Below are 13833 nucleotides of genomic sequence, written 5' to 3' on the forward strand. Positions count from 1 at the left end.
CACACCGCTTTGGTTATGCGTCGTGATTGCATTCATTCTGATTTGTCAGAGCTCATGGATGTTTTGGGATGCACGGAAGAGGGGACACAATGCTTGGCTATGGGGCTTTTTAGGCCTTATTACATTTCCAACGTATCTTATTATCTATCTTATTTTTGCAAGAAAAATATTTAAAAGAAAGGTCTCAGGTTCAAATTCCTGAGATTTTTTTTATTTATTTTTTCGTAAGTGAACGATTAGTCGAACGTAATCGTATTAAGGGTGAATAAACAATTTGGAGGAGGGAAACAAGAATGAACTGTTTAATAGAGTCTTATAGTAAATAAAACAAATATTGATATTTATATGAATCTTATACTGAAATCAAGGAGGTTACTTATGACAAAGCAAAAAAGTGTTAAAGGACTATTCATTTATCTCTTGCTTGGAATCATTGCATTCGTTCCCTTATATCTTAAGGCACTATCGACACTATCGACAAACCCGGCCCAATTAGAGCAAGCGAGGGAAATGATGGGGATTTCAGGATCACCTGAAATGTTAGCCTTACTTGGCACACTTCCCAATTATATTTTCTTACTCATTGCTCTTGTTATAGGTTTTTTTACTGCTCATAAAGTTGGTTTAAAATCTGTGATTATGCACCCGAATGCTAGAGAAAAGTCAAAGTCAGAGTGGATAAAAGGTATTAAACTAGCTATCATACTCGGTTCGATTGCAGGAGTTGTTATAAGAGGATTCGATTATCTTTTATTCCCACTCTTGCCGGAGGGTCTAAAAGAACTAATACATCCTTATAATGCAATAGAATTTTTAGCAGCTTTACTCTACGGAGGGATTGTTGAGGAACTATTAATGCGTTTTGGGTTTATGAGCTTGTTGGTTTTTATTTTTTGGAAACTATTTGATCGAAAATCAGCAAAACCTTCGAACTGGGTCTTTATCCTTGCAATATTTGTTAGCACATTATTATTTGCAATAGGTCACTATAGTGGAACTGCAAGTGTGATAGAAATGACCGCATTCATTTGGTTCCGAATGATCTTATTGAATGGTTTACCCGGCTTCTTCTTTGGCTGGATTTATTGGAAGCACAATCTAGAACTTGCGATGCTTGCACATATGTTTGCTCATATTGCCATGAATTTTCTAATGTTGATTGTCTCCTTTTTTCTGTGAAAAAAACTTTTTCATGTAAGGGTTGGGAGCAATCGCTCATGAAGGTTTTATGTAAAAATATATATGGTGCATATACACTTTGAAAATTTGCTTGTGTAAAATATAACTATATGAGGAGCTAGACAGGAAAGGAGAAGGGTATATGAGTGCAAAAAGCAAATGGATATACTGCCCAATTTGTAGTTCAAAAACACGCACTAAAGTATATGCGAATACAATATTAATTAGTTTTCCTCTTTACTGTCCAAAATGTAAACAAGAAAGTTTAGTAAACATAAAAAAATTTAAAATTATCATAGTTAAAGAGCCAGACGCTAAGACGCAGAGCCGATAAATTGAGATATATGTTAACCTCAATATAAATCCTATATGGTTTTAATACGTTACTTCAAGCAACTGGATTTAATCGAATCATCAATGGGCTGCTACCTTCTGATCAAACAGTTGAAAATGGCTATACCGAAAAAGAAATCAGTGATAATAAATTATTTTCTTATCATGTTGTCAACGATACGATCATTAATCAGGCTTTGAGTTTAAATGACAATGTCAATGAGGTAAACAGCATCGTCTTCCCTTCAGAAGTACCTGTACTGAAACTAATATCCTCAGTTTCTCAAAAACAAGTAAAAGATGGAGAAGAGATTCAAAAAAATCACTTAAATCGACTTGGTGCAAATGCTGAGTCCAAAATTATTGACGGCTCTCATTTATTCTATCAAACTAACGTTACAGATATCAGTGATGCCACAAGTAATTTCCTTAAAAAAATCAACTAAGGACTTGTAACAAATACAGACTAAAGGGAGCTAGAACTATAATCTCAGCTCCCTTTTTATCTTTAGATATGAATGTACTTCAACAAACGCACCATGTTAGTGCAACGTCTTTGTATTGTTTAAGTTTGTCACAAGCAAAGCGAAGATTGTTTAAGCTTGATTGAATTTTTTTACATATAAATGTTCAGAAATATCATTTGGATTTATTTCAGAAAGATCAATATCAATTTTCCCATCACGACTAAACTCAGTAAATGTCTCCATTGCAAATTTATATGCCTTTGTTAATTCAATTGTTAAAACACTTGCTAATAAGATGTTGGAATGAAATTTTATGGAAGGTAGATGAGGAATCTGTATCAAAAAGCAGTAAAGGATTCTGTAGTTTTAAATGGTAAAATTAATTAAATTTGGAACGAATATTTATTTCGTTCGTTCTTATAGTAATTCTAGAAAGTAAGGAGGGGGTAAACAATGCTCAGTAAAAAAGGTATATTATCAACATTATTTTCAGTAGTAGGGCTTATTTGTGTAGCATGTTTTTATTACTTTCAACTTAAAACTGCTTGGCTATTCTTCGTTGGAGCTATTATGTTCGTCATGAGTTTTAAAAAAAGGGAAAAAGGATTTTGGGAGTATACTCCTATGATCTGTTTTTGAGATTTAATCATTGCGTTTCATTGTCAATCGTACTACTTGTGTTTATGGGCGAAACTTGAACGACTCCCACTTATAGGAGTGGGAGTCTTCTGTCGGAAAGTAATTCATTGTGAACATGGGAGTAATATGAAATAATTCCTGACAAATTGATTGGAGGAGTAAAAATGCAAGGCTTTAAACGCTACTGCTCGTTTGTAATTCTTATCTTGTTGTTAACAGGGTGTGCGGGTGTGGAAAAAGATAAAACGTCCTCAAATGCGAAGATAACTATTGAGCCATATAACATGAGTGAAAAAGAAAGTCTGCTTATTAGCAAATCAGGGGTAGGAAATATTGAATTTTTTAAACTAAATGGCACTTTAACCGAAGAGGATGATTTGCAAATCTCAGTGGAAGTATTTGAAAAAGGTAAGTTTAAAGAAGAATTGCTAAAGACCTGGGATGACCCCGAAAAAAATTATAAAGATATCCTCATTTCATTTGGAATAAGTGACTTTAATGATGAAGTTCGTCCCTTAAAATTGATATCTGGCATACCTTCTGGGCTTGCTACGACGAATTATTCAAATAACATGACGTCTTCTTCTTTCAGTAATTTAGTAGGCGAAAAGGTTACTTTAAAGAAAAACAAACCTGTTTATTTAGCGGCATGGCTAGGCACTACAAAAAACGAGCTGCGTTCTGTAGGAAGCGAAAATGGCGAATTACCTGCTGGCATTGAAGAAGCTGAGCTCTCATTTTTATACAGAGTATTATGGACTGATAAAGAAAAGAATTAACATTAGCAGTGTAATCGGAATAAGGAGATACGGGACCTGGTATTATATATTGGGTTATTCGATTAACGGGTACTTTAGTGAAATAAGGAGTACAAAAATAATCAAACTTTATTAAAAATCTAATACTAAATAAAAAAGGTTAAAATCAATTTTGAATAATATTTTTCGGAATGGAGTTTGTTTAAGTTGCTATTAAAAAAATCTGATTTCAAATCAAGCATTACTCAATAATAGAAAGGCTTAGGAGTTGTTCCTAAGCTTTTTTTGAGGTTTTAAATGAAAGAAAAGTTATGAAAATAGCATTGGTTTTATGTATTTAAAAAGATTCCTTTGTTGGCGTTCGCCACACCAAGTGCTGGTAAGCCTGCACGTAGAGCAACAGGTAACAAAACCGCCCCTAAAAGTGCCACAGCTGGTGATGGCCAAAAGAACCACGAAATAAACATCATTAACAGACCAATCGTCCAATAAGCGAGCGCAGGTGTTTTAATGATTTTCGTAAAAGGAGCAATCATGACCTCATTAATACCAGAAGTCATCATCACCCGACTCATGGCGACGATAATAGAAATAATAAGAATGATCGACAACAGCTCTGTAATGGCATAAATAAAACTGTTAAAAACACCACTAATGGATGCAGTTAAATCACCTGTAGCAACGATTGCTAGCATGAAGATGCCTAGTACACAAATGAGGGTGGTATCGCGACGTTTAACCATAAATCCAATGATAAGGACAATAAAAACAACGTAAATCCAATGGAGAGCTGTGAATTCAATCCCCATACGTTTCCCCCTCAAAATTCGATCTGATTCTATAGAATATGAAGGGGAAAAAAGTTGGTGATGGTTTTTTTTGTGGGCATTTGCTACTCCGAAATAAGTGAACAGCTTCTTTAAGAAAACTGTATTTTCTTGTGAAAAAAATACGATTGTGAAGGATTACACGTACACTAAAGGAGTCGTTTAGTGTAATATGTACGGTAGTAAATAATAGCCGTTATATGGAAATTATTTTTATGATTGATAAATTGAAAGGTGAGAGAGTCATTCTGTAGCTTTGAAATAAAGTTTGATAAAAAACACCTCTTAAACCTGTATTTTTCTGTAAATAAGAATAATCCATTTTGAAAAAAGATTACTCAAAATGGATTGGATTATTCTTTAGCAGTTTTAAGTTAGATTTTATAAAAAAGTTTAATCATTTTCTACCTTCAATCTTCCAAAATCGTGCCCTATGGTTGAACAAATATATATGTTCTCTCAAAGAGATCAGTTATATAGAAAAATTCTAGGTCATGGTTAAGTTTTTTACACATTTAAGTTGTTTACTTCACTTGAAGGTTAGTTAAGGATTTATGCTCCACTATTCCTTTTCTTAAATCATTTGTGACTGACCTATGAACCTTCACCAAAGTCTAGAGTACTTCCTGTTTCTACTAAAGTCTTTGTATTACTTAAAATCATCCACCAGGCCTTGTCGCTGTTCTCATAAGTGGAATCTCCTTCTTTCCACTGGTCTTGTATGACTGTCAATTTCGTGCATGAGCCAATAGGTTCTAAAAGATAAGAAATTCTTGACTCGAATGCATGATCATCTTCAATATAAGACTTTCCAGGATAGTGAGTAAATCGAAGTACCTTATTTGGTTCATATTCCAATACGTTTCCGTATACATGCACCGTTTTATCTCCATCTACTCCAGGACCGACATACTCCAAAAGATCGCCCAGTTGAAATGTAGATTTTATGACGGACCCATAATAAATTTGTTTTGTACTCTCAGAAGAGATAAGTGCCTTCCAAACTTCCTCTGGTGTACCTGCAATATAAAATTGATACTTCAAATCCTTCATGATTTTTATGCCTCCTAAAAATTTAATTTGGAACATGTACATTATAAAAAAACTTCACTGACAAGTACGGTCAGTGAAGTGAAGTATTTTGATAATGATTGAATAACTCAAAGCTGATTGTTGCCAATTTTTCTTGTAATAAAGTTGGTTCCAAAATGGTAATAGATTTACCGTAGGGGAGAAGAAAGTAAGGTACAAAGCTATGAATAGACTCTTTATCAACCTTAAAAAGAGCTTGATTGTCTTTTCGTTCTATTAAAGCATGACTAAATAACCAATGCTGACATAAATCATCTAGCGCATGTGTATTGCCTTTGATACGGACAGAAATGAGTTTTTCAAGTTGGTTTGAATCAGGTAAAAGGTCTTTTAGTAAGAAAGAACGTGCTGAAAATCCCAAGGGTCGGTCGAATTTTTTATCTGTTTTGGATAATGATTGAATACGATCGATTCGAAAACTTCGAATTTCTTCACGCAGATGGCAATAAGCAACTGTGTACCACTTACCTTTCCAATAAACAAGACCATAAGGATCAATACGGCGTGATTGCGGTTCAATTTCTCTATCTTTATGATAAATAATAAATAAACTATAGCTTTCGGCAACAGCAATTTCTAAATCTTGAAGAATAGATTTTAAGGACGATTCAATAGTAGGATGGATGACTTCAAACCCTCTTAAATGGCGATTGATATGATTTAATTGTTCCTCGTTTGTATACATTTTTAATTTAGAAATTGCTTCATCTAACGCTTCACTAAAGGGATACCCTGCATCTATTGCAAATTTTGCAGCATGAACAAGCGCTTTCTGCTCATCCATATTAAAAAACAAAGGTGCCTTTGTAAACTCATTCAATAAACTGTACCCACCATTATGTCCTGCATCTGAAATGATTGGTACTCCACTTGCACACAAAGCATCAATATAGCGGTACACCGTACGGATACTGATTTCTAATTCCTCTGCTAGCTCCTTAGCAGTCAATTGTTTCCTCGTTTTGAGGAGCCATAATATAGAAAGCATATTAACCATTTTAGACATATATAGTCATTCCCTTCTCTAAATTCAAATAAGCGCCAAAATACTAAACTTATTGAAAAATTTAATTATAAATGTAAACATATGTTTACCATTTTATTAATCACCTTACAGAGCTTACTCTGAAGAACATTCTACTTTATTATAAAAAATCCCGCTTCTCTATTAATCATATTCTAATTACACAATCTGGTCCGAATACGGAATAACTCTATTGTCACTCGATAATTCCCTAATCCACCTTATAATTCAGACGTACTTTTCCTTTCACTATAAACCATTTTTTTAGATAACTATATTCAAAAGGGATAAAGCGTCATAACTTTTTTTCAAACATCGCGACTGTATTTTAAATCCACACATGCTTAGAGAATGAAAAGGGAAATTGGATATGTGTACATACAAATGCATCTCAATCTATTGTTTGCCAATGTCAATCGTAGGGTCCAAATTCAGAGAAAGAGTCACAAGATTTTTGTAAAACAAGTTATTTTAGATGCTACAAAGAATCCAAGAAGCCGATTTGTTTTTACCCTAATTGAAAAAATGTTAATCGTTGCAGGGTTAGTTAAAGAAGTTTCTTATTATTTAAGAAATAACAGGAGAATCATATTTCGTTGTAGAAATAATTAAAGAGTAGCAAAATATAGGAGGACAATATGAGCAAATTTGGATTGTTTGGCAAGTTTATAGTAAAAGATGGCGAACGTGATACGCTAGTACATATTTTATTGGAAGCGGCAGAATCAATGAAGAATCTTGATGAATGCGAGATATATCTCGTAAGTGTTTCTGAATACGAATCAAATTCTGTATATGTTTATGAAGTGTGGAGTAATGAAAAAGCCCATAAAGCATCTTTATCTCTAGAGGTTACACAAACATTAATAAAGCGTGCAAAACCAATCATTACTGGAATGGAGAGAATGAGCACCATGAATATAATGGGCGGGAAGGGCGTTTCACCGAATTCTTATTAAACGAAAGAGGACTTTAGTTGAATAAAAATAAGACCACTCCGTGTGGTCTTATCCCTGCAGTCATCTGTTGTCGATATTTAATCGTTGCCAGATGGCTGAGTCGTTTTTGAAAACATTGATAGTTGTAAAAATATATATAATCTTCAATAACTAATAGAAAGATTGAAAGGCTTAGGAGTTATTCCTAAGCCTTTTTGGAGGTTTTCGATGAAAGAAATGTTATGAAAATAGCTTTGATTATTTATGTATTCAAAAAGATTCTTTTGTTGGTGTTCGGTACTCCAAGACTTGGGAGGCCCGCACGAATCGTGACAGGTAAGAGAACAGCCCCTAATAGTGCAACAGTCGGGGATGGCCAGAAAAACCACGAAATAAACATCATAAACAGACCAATCGTCCAATAAGCGAGTGCAGGTGTTTTAATGATTTTCGTAAAAGGAGCAATCATGACCTCATTAATACCAGAAGTCATCATCACCCGACTCATGGCGACGATAATAGAAATAATAAGAATGATCGACAACAGCTCTGTAATGGCATAAATAAAACTGTTAAAAACACCACTAATGGATGCAGTTAAATCACCTGTAGCAACGATTGCTAGCATGAAGATGCCTAGTACACAAATGAGGGTGGTATCGCGACGTTTAACCATAAATCCAATGATAAGGACAATAAAAACAACGTAAATCCAATGGAGAGCTGTGAATTCAATCCCCATACGTTTCCCCCTCAAAATTCGATCTGATTCTATAGAATATGAAGGGGAAAAAAGTTGGTGATGATTTAGAAAAATTTCGACCTAGTCAGAATGACGGATAGAGGAGTCAAAGCGGCGGAAAGAAGAGACAAGGTGACGGATAGAATCGTCAAAGCGACGGATAGATAAGCCAAAGTCGTGGATAGCCCCGCCATAGCGACGAATTATGAAACAATATATGTGGATTGTACTTTCTGCTACAGCAAGCTGGATTTTTCTAATGAATATAGATTACGATGCAATGGACTCACTATAATAGTAGGAGCTGATAATTGAAAAAGTATAAATAAAATAATAGAGGTGTAATATGAAAATCGTTATTTCCAGGAAAAATACTTATCGATAAAGGCGGAAGCAGACCACTTGGTACAGACAGATTAAACTACTAGTTATACAGGTGGTTCTAATTTTAATTGACAATGATAATCATTATCGATATTGTGGAAGTAGACTAGAATCCACATGGCCACTTATTCGCATTCCAGCGGTTATTTGATTAATTTATGCCAGCATGAAGAAGGTGCCTAATACACAAATGAGTGTGGTGTCGCGACGTTTAACCATATCCAATGCATTTTATACATATTTATTGTGAAATGTCCCGAATTCATCCTTATAAGTTGTTATAATGGTTATTTTTAGAAATTTATGTTTTATAAATCCGATATTCTTTTGATAAATTATTTTATGTAATGAAGTAGAGGTGAACTATAGGTGAAGCAAGTGTTGGTAATTAAGAATGAACGGTCTTTAGCGAAGAAAATCGGAAGCGGTCTAAAGCAAGAAGGCTATTTCATTTTAACACTTCACAATGAAAACAAAGGTTTAAATATAGTATATGAGCAAGATTGGGATATTATCATATTGGATTGGGATTCGTTAAGTATGTCTGGACCGGAAATTTGTAGACAAATACGGGCTGTTAAAACGACCCCAATAATCATTGTGACCGACAATGTGTCCAGCAAGGATTGCATAGCAGGATTACAAGCAGGAGCAGATGATTATATAAGAAAACCATTTGTGAAAGAAGAATTAGTAGCAAGGATAGAAGTTATTTTAAGAAGAGGGGACTGTATCCAGCCAATCGAGACTGATTACTTTCGGTTTAAAGATCTCTTCGTGGATGCATCCAGCAATATTGTGACAAAAGGTGGCGAAAATCTCCCGCTTACTAAGCGCGAGTATGACTTACTTGTATTTTTGATCAAGAATAAAAATACAATATTGAGCCGTGAAATGCTTTTGAATCAGGTTTGGGGATATGACGTAGCAGTCAATCCAAATGTAGTGGATTTATATATTGGGTATTTAAGAAAAAAGCTAAAGTGCGAGAAGAAAGACAGATATATTCAAACAATCCATGGCAGGGGCTATTCAATGTGAATAGTAAAAATAAGATAATAGGTCAAGTACAGTTTGTCACAGTATTTGAACATAATCGAAAAAAAACGAGTAAAAACGGTTTCAACCAAGTTTTGCTCGTTTTTTTGTTCTATTAAATCTGATAACCAAACAGTTTCTGGAAGATATTGAAGAGACGGAAACTATAAAAAGAATACTTCACGTATTACTTTTTTGTAGCCAATCTATGCTTGAAAGCAACTTTCTTTATAAAGTTATATCTTTCACAAGATTTTCACAGAATTAAAAACTATACTAATTCACAGAACAACCAAATGAAAATGATTATCAATAGCAATTGAAATGGTTAGCAATTATTATCCAATTCAATCTCTAGACTTCATCGTTTTCAAAATAAATTACATAAGGAGTATATGTATGAAGAAATCTATGTTTTTAAAATTAGTTGGAATTATGGCAGTTTTAACTTTAATGTTAGCAGCTTGCTCAAGTAATAAAACTAATGAAGAGTCAAAGTCTAATAAAGATAATGGAAGTGAAGAGGTTGCTAAGTCTACGACAGTTGAAATCACTGATGCCCATGGAACTGTTACTGTTCCTGTAAATCCAAAGAATGTAGTTGCTTTGGATAATAGAACTTTTGAAACTTTAGCTGATTGGAAAATTGATTTAGTAGCTGTTCCAAAGGATGTAATGCCTGCGGATTCACCATATGTAAAGGACGATTCAGTCAAAAATATTGGAAATCACCGCGAACCAAATCTTGAAATTATTGCAGCTGCAGACCCTGAACTTGTAATCGTCGGTCAAAGATTTGCTGGCTATTACGAAGAAATCAAAAAATTAGTGCCAAATGCAGTTGTTATTGATCTTAATGTAGATATTTCCGAGGAAGCTGCTACGCCTGGGGAAAACTTAGTAAATGGACTTAAAAATTCTACAATTGCTTTAGGAAAAATTTTCGATAAAAATGAAGAAGCTAAACAAGTGGTAGCTGATTTTGATAAAGTTATCGAAAATGCTAAATCTGCTTATAATGGAACAGATAAAGTGATGAGTGTTATCGTTGGTGGTGGGGATATTGGTTTCTCAGCTCCGCATTCTGGACGTGTTTGGGGACCGATGTATGAAATTTTCGGTTGGGCTCCAGCATTAGAAGTTGCCGATTCTACTTCAGATCATAAAGGTGATGAAGTTTCTGTTGAAGCTATTGCAGAAAGTAATCCTGATTGGCTTTTCGTATTAGATCGTGATGCTGCAATATCTGGTGAAGAAGATTCAGTTCCTGCTCAGGATGTTATTGCTAACGCACCTGCTCTTCAAAAAACAACTGCTGTTTCTAAAAAACATATTGTTTATGCACCAGCAGATACTTACACAAATGAATCAATTCAGACTTATATAGAGTTGTTTGAAAACCTTGCAAATACTTTAGCTAAAGCTAAGTAGTGTAAAGGAGTATAAAATAGTGCTGAAAAATGTAACTTCTAGGGTTGAGATAAATTCTCAACCCCAGTTTTATAACTACAATAAGATATGGACAAAACCTTTTATATTAGCGATTATAGTTGTTATTATTTTAGGCATTATATCACTGTTTACTGGAGTGTATGATATACGTGGACATGAGGATGGCATGGAGATGTTTTTCATAACTCGTGTTCCGAGAACAGCTGCACTAATGCTTACTGGAGCTGCCATGTCAATGGCAGGACTCGTAATGCAACTGATCACACAGAATCGTTTTGTTGAACCTACTACAACAGGAACTATTGAATGGTCAGGATTAGGGCTGCTTTTTGTTTATTTATTATTTCCTGCCCCGACTTTAGTTCTAAGAATGACTGGTGCAATCATTTTTTCTTTTATAGGAACTATGATTTTCTTTTTATTTTTAAGAAGAGTTAAACTTCGTTCGTCTTTAATTGTCCCGATTATTGGATTGATGCTTGGAGCAGTCATTTCTGCAGTGTCCACTTTTATGGGACTCTTTTTTCAAATGACGCAAAGTATTGAAACTTGGTTTGTAGGTTCTTTTGCGGCTGTTCAGGTGGGAAGATATGAATATTTATGGCTAATTGTTATCGTTACTTTGCTTATTTTTCTTTATGCTAATAGATTGACTTTAGCTGGACTAGGAGAAGATGTCGCAACAAGCCTTGGCGTTAATTACAACAGGATTGTTCTTTTTGGGACTGTTCTCATTTCTTTTGCAGTTGGAATTGTTGCAGCTGTTATTGGAAACTTACCTTTCTTGGGTTTAATTGTCCCAAACATTGTTTCAATGTTTAGAGGCGATGATCTTAGGAGTAATTTACCTTGGGTATGTTTGATAGGAATGGGGACTATAACTGCCTGTGACATAATTTCTCGAACAATTATAATGCCTTTTGAAGTACCTGTTTCTTTAATACTTGGAACAGTGGGGTCAGTCGTGTTTATTACCATTTTATTGAGACAAAGAAAACCAAGGAGGCACCGATGAACACATTGGAATATAGAAATAAAGAAAATGTCGAAATCGATTCTAGCCTTCATAATGAAAAGAGATCAGCTAGGGCTTTTCGTTCTAAGAAGGAAGAAAGACGTTATTGGATTTTGCTAATAACATTGATTGCTTTGGGCATCCTTTCTTCATATGGACTTTTAGTTTATAACAATCCAGTTCCAGTAGATTCACCTTCTTTTATCCCAGTTGTTATGAGAAGGATAGTAGCTCTTGTTGCAATGATTATTGCTGCAGTTTGTCAGAGCTTGTCGACGGTTGCTTTCCAAACGATTACGAATAATAGGATTATCACTCCTTCGCTTTTAGGTTTCGAAGCACTTTACTCAACAATTCATACTAGTACAATATTTTTCTTTGGTGCTAGTGCGTTGATAAATTTTACTGGGATTGGATCATTTTTATTTCAAGTTGTTGTTATGGTCTTGATGAGTTTGATCCTTTATGGATGGCTACTTTCTGGTAAATACGGGAATTTACAACTTATGCTTTTAGTTGGAATTATTATGGGCACTGGGCTAAATTCTGTGTCAACTTTCATGAGAAGACTACTTGCGCCTTCTGAATTTGATATTTTACAGGCAAGATTGTTTGGTTCTGTGAACAATGCAGATTCTGCATATTTTCCTATTGTAATTCCTATCGTAATAATTGTAGCAATATTACTTCTTGCTCATTCTAAGAATCTAAATATATTGTCACTAGGAAAGGATGTTGCTACTTCTTTTGGAGTTAAATATCAATCTAGTGTAATTTATACGCTTGTCTTAGTTGCTATTTTGATGTCAATTTCAACAGCTTTGATTGGACCACTTACTTTCTATGGCTTTTTAGTAGCAACTTTGAGCTATCAGGCAGCGTCCACTTATGATCATAGATATATTTTTCCAATGGCTCTTGCTATAGGATTTTTGATAATTACGAGTGCATACTTTTTGATGTATCATGTATTCCATGCTCAAGGTGTAGTTTCAGTTATTATCGAATTATTTGGTGGAATAATATTTTTAACTGTAGTTTTAAGGAAGAGGGCTTTATGATAAAAATTGATAATGTTAAAAAGTTCTATACTGATAAGGTAAAAATAGGACCTTTGAATATTGAAATACCAAAAGCGGGTTTTACTTCTTTAATTGGCCCAAATGGCGCTGGAAAGTCTACGACACTTTTGATGATTGGAAGACTTTTGGATATGGAGGAAGGTCAAATTCAAGTAGCAAATATGGATGTTTCTGGATCTAAATCCAAAGACTTAGCAAAAATTTTGACTATATTGCGACAAGAAAATCATTTTGTAACTAGGCTTACTATTAGACAACTAGTTGGATTTGGACGATTTCCTTATTCAAAGGGAAGATTAACTAAAGAAGATGAGGCTATTATTTCTAAATATATCGATTTTTTAGACTTGACTGATTTAGAAGATCGATATTTAGATGAGCTTTCAGGTGGTCAAAGACAAAGGGCATATGTAGCAATGGTTTTATGCCAAGAGACTGAATATGTACTTTTGGACGAGCCTCTGAACAATCTTGATGTTGCTCGTTCTGTTCAAATGATGGAGCATTTGAGACGTGCTGCTAATGAATTTGGAAGAACAATTCTGACTGTTATGCATGATATAAATTTTGCAGCCAAATATTCTGATAGAATTTGTGCTATGAAAGATGGACAAATTGCCGCTTTTGGAACAGTAGAAGAGGTTATGGATTCGAAAATTTTGACAGATATTTTCGAAACAAAAATAGAAATTATCGAAGGTCCTTATGGGCCACTCGCTGTTTATTAGTTACGAAATTTTAAAATTAAATTATTTACTGTAGCTGCATAGATCATAACAGCTACTCTAGTTGAAGTTGCTGCCTGTATTTTACAGGCGGTAGCTTTTTCAAATACCGTTGCTCACGATAATGATTGAAGTATG

Annotated in this window: 14 protein-coding genes and 2 pseudogenes; 10 read left to right on the forward strand and 6 right to left on the reverse strand. The window is 34.4% G+C overall.

Annotation, left to right across the window (positions count from 1 at the left end; genetic code table 11):
- The first annotated feature begins 378 nt into the window (after window positions 1–378).
- The 3 genes from FJQ98_RS07840 to FJQ98_RS07850 all read left to right on the forward strand — a co-directional run bounded on the left by FJQ98_RS07840 (window position 379) and on the right by FJQ98_RS07850 (window position 1958).
- A complete protein-coding gene (locus FJQ98_RS07840) occupies window positions 379–1179 on the forward strand; it encodes a CPBP family intramembrane glutamic endopeptidase (RefSeq protein WP_053594518.1) in 801 nt (266 codons plus the stop codon).
- A gap of 142 nt (window positions 1180–1321) precedes the next feature.
- A complete protein-coding gene (locus FJQ98_RS07845) occupies window positions 1322–1513 on the forward strand; it encodes a cysteine-rich KTR domain-containing protein (RefSeq protein WP_053594519.1) in 192 nt (63 codons plus the stop codon).
- 196 nt (window positions 1514–1709) lie between these two features.
- On the forward strand, window positions 1710–1958 hold the full coding sequence (locus FJQ98_RS07850; protein WP_143114734.1) for a hypothetical protein: 249 nt from the start codon (window positions 1710–1712) through the stop codon (window positions 1956–1958).
- A gap of 150 nt (window positions 1959–2108) precedes the next feature.
- On the opposite strand, the gene FJQ98_RS07855 is transcribed toward FJQ98_RS07850, so the two are convergent.
- Window positions 2109–2321 (reverse strand): hypothetical protein, encoded by a 213-nt coding sequence (locus FJQ98_RS07855; protein ID WP_053594520.1) that lies wholly within the window; start codon window positions 2319–2321, stop codon window positions 2109–2111.
- A gap of 461 nt (window positions 2322–2782) precedes the next feature.
- Between FJQ98_RS07855 and FJQ98_RS07860 the strand changes: the two genes are divergently transcribed.
- Window positions 2783–3397 carry a hypothetical protein gene (locus tag FJQ98_RS07860; protein ID WP_053594522.1) on the forward strand — a complete coding sequence of 205 codons (615 nt, stop codon included), beginning with the start codon at window positions 2783–2785 and terminating at the stop codon, window positions 3395–3397.
- A gap of 335 nt (window positions 3398–3732) precedes the next feature.
- Here the strand turns inward: FJQ98_RS07860 and FJQ98_RS07865 are convergent.
- From FJQ98_RS07865 to FJQ98_RS07875, 3 genes and pseudogenes are all read right to left on the reverse strand, one after another.
- Window positions 3733–4185: pseudogene (locus FJQ98_RS07865) on the reverse strand (hypothetical protein); the annotation flags it as partial.
- 612 nt (window positions 4186–4797) lie between these two features.
- The gene (locus FJQ98_RS07870) at window positions 4798–5256 is read right to left on the reverse strand and encodes an SRPBCC domain-containing protein (RefSeq protein WP_053594524.1); all 459 of its coding nucleotides are present in this window, start codon (window positions 5254–5256) and stop codon (window positions 4798–4800) included.
- Between the two features lie 70 nt (window positions 5257–5326).
- Window positions 5327–6301 carry a helix-turn-helix transcriptional regulator gene (locus FJQ98_RS07875; RefSeq protein ID WP_053594525.1) on the reverse strand — a complete coding sequence of 325 codons (975 nt, stop codon included), beginning with the start codon at window positions 6299–6301 and terminating at the stop codon, window positions 5327–5329.
- A gap of 656 nt (window positions 6302–6957) precedes the next feature.
- Here FJQ98_RS07875 and FJQ98_RS07880 point away from each other — a divergent pair.
- On the forward strand, window positions 6958–7278 hold the full coding sequence (locus FJQ98_RS07880; protein WP_053594526.1) for a putative quinol monooxygenase: 321 nt from the start codon (window positions 6958–6960) through the stop codon (window positions 7276–7278).
- 13 nt (window positions 7279–7291) lie between these two features.
- Here FJQ98_RS07880 and FJQ98_RS27505 read toward each other — a convergent pair whose 3' ends face one another.
- Both FJQ98_RS27505 and FJQ98_RS07890 read right to left on the reverse strand, forming a co-directional pair.
- Window positions 7292–7441, reverse strand: a complete 150-nt coding sequence (locus FJQ98_RS27505; protein WP_143114748.1) for an IS3 family transposase — start codon at window positions 7439–7441, stop codon at window positions 7292–7294.
- 114 nt (window positions 7442–7555) lie between these two features.
- Window positions 7556–7999 (reverse strand): annotated as a pseudogene (locus tag FJQ98_RS07890) (hypothetical protein); the annotation flags it as partial.
- 753 nt (window positions 8000–8752) lie between these two features.
- Between FJQ98_RS07890 and FJQ98_RS07895 the strand changes: the two are divergent.
- From FJQ98_RS07895 to FJQ98_RS07915, 5 genes are all read left to right on the forward strand, one after another.
- A complete protein-coding gene (locus FJQ98_RS07895) occupies window positions 8753–9424 on the forward strand; it encodes a response regulator transcription factor (RefSeq protein ID WP_053594527.1) in 672 nt (223 codons plus the stop codon).
- Between the two features lie 396 nt (window positions 9425–9820).
- The gene (locus FJQ98_RS07900; RefSeq protein ID WP_053594528.1) at window positions 9821–10852 is read left to right on the forward strand and encodes a siderophore ABC transporter substrate-binding protein; all 1032 of its coding nucleotides are present in this window, start codon (window positions 9821–9823) and stop codon (window positions 10850–10852) included.
- 19 nt (window positions 10853–10871) lie between these two features.
- Window positions 10872–11888 (forward strand): ABC transporter permease, encoded by a 1017-nt coding sequence (locus FJQ98_RS07905; RefSeq protein ID WP_053594529.1) that lies wholly within the window; start codon window positions 10872–10874, stop codon window positions 11886–11888.
- Entirely contained in the window at window positions 11885–12949 is a 1065-nt protein-coding gene (locus tag FJQ98_RS07910; RefSeq protein WP_053594530.1) for an iron chelate uptake ABC transporter family permease subunit, read from the forward strand. Before FJQ98_RS07905 ends, FJQ98_RS07910 begins: the two co-directional genes overlap by 4 nt.
- Complete coding sequence (locus tag FJQ98_RS07915; protein WP_053594531.1) at window positions 12946–13698, forward strand: iron ABC transporter ATP-binding protein; 753 nt, start codon at window positions 12946–12948, stop codon at window positions 13696–13698. Before FJQ98_RS07910 ends, FJQ98_RS07915 begins: the two co-directional genes overlap by 4 nt.
- Window positions 13699–13833: the final 135 nt, after the last annotated feature.

The sequence above is a fragment of the Lysinibacillus agricola genome (assembly GCF_016638705.1).
Taxonomy (GTDB): domain Bacteria; phylum Bacillota; class Bacilli; order Bacillales_A; family Planococcaceae; genus Lysinibacillus; species Lysinibacillus agricola.

What these genes read in the sequence shown, in the direction of transcription:
- FJQ98_RS07840 (WP_053594518.1), top strand. Translation starts at nt 379, where the DNA reads ATGACAAAGCAAAAAAGTGTTAAAGGACTATTCATTTATCTCTTGCTT.
- FJQ98_RS07845 (WP_053594519.1), top strand. Translation starts at nt 1,322, where the DNA reads ATGAGTGCAAAAAGCAAATGGATATACTGCCCAATTTGTAGTTCAAAA.
- FJQ98_RS07860 (WP_053594522.1), top strand. Translation starts at nt 2,783, where the DNA reads ATGCAAGGCTTTAAACGCTACTGCTCGTTTGTAATTCTTATCTTGTTG.
- FJQ98_RS07870 (WP_053594524.1), bottom strand. Translation starts at nt 5,256, where the DNA reads ATGAAGGATTTGAAGTATCAATTTTATATTGCAGGTACACCAGAGGAA.
- FJQ98_RS07875 (WP_053594525.1), bottom strand. Translation starts at nt 6,301, where the DNA reads ATGTCTAAAATGGTTAATATGCTTTCTATATTATGGCTCCTCAAAACG.
- FJQ98_RS07880 (WP_053594526.1), top strand. Translation starts at nt 6,958, where the DNA reads ATGAGCAAATTTGGATTGTTTGGCAAGTTTATAGTAAAAGATGGCGAA.
- FJQ98_RS07900 (WP_053594528.1), top strand. Translation starts at nt 9,821, where the DNA reads ATGAAGAAATCTATGTTTTTAAAATTAGTTGGAATTATGGCAGTTTTA.
- FJQ98_RS07910 (WP_053594530.1), top strand. Translation starts at nt 11,885, where the DNA reads ATGAACACATTGGAATATAGAAATAAAGAAAATGTCGAAATCGATTCT.
- FJQ98_RS07915 (WP_053594531.1), top strand. Translation starts at nt 12,946, where the DNA reads ATGATAAAAATTGATAATGTTAAAAAGTTCTATACTGATAAGGTAAAA.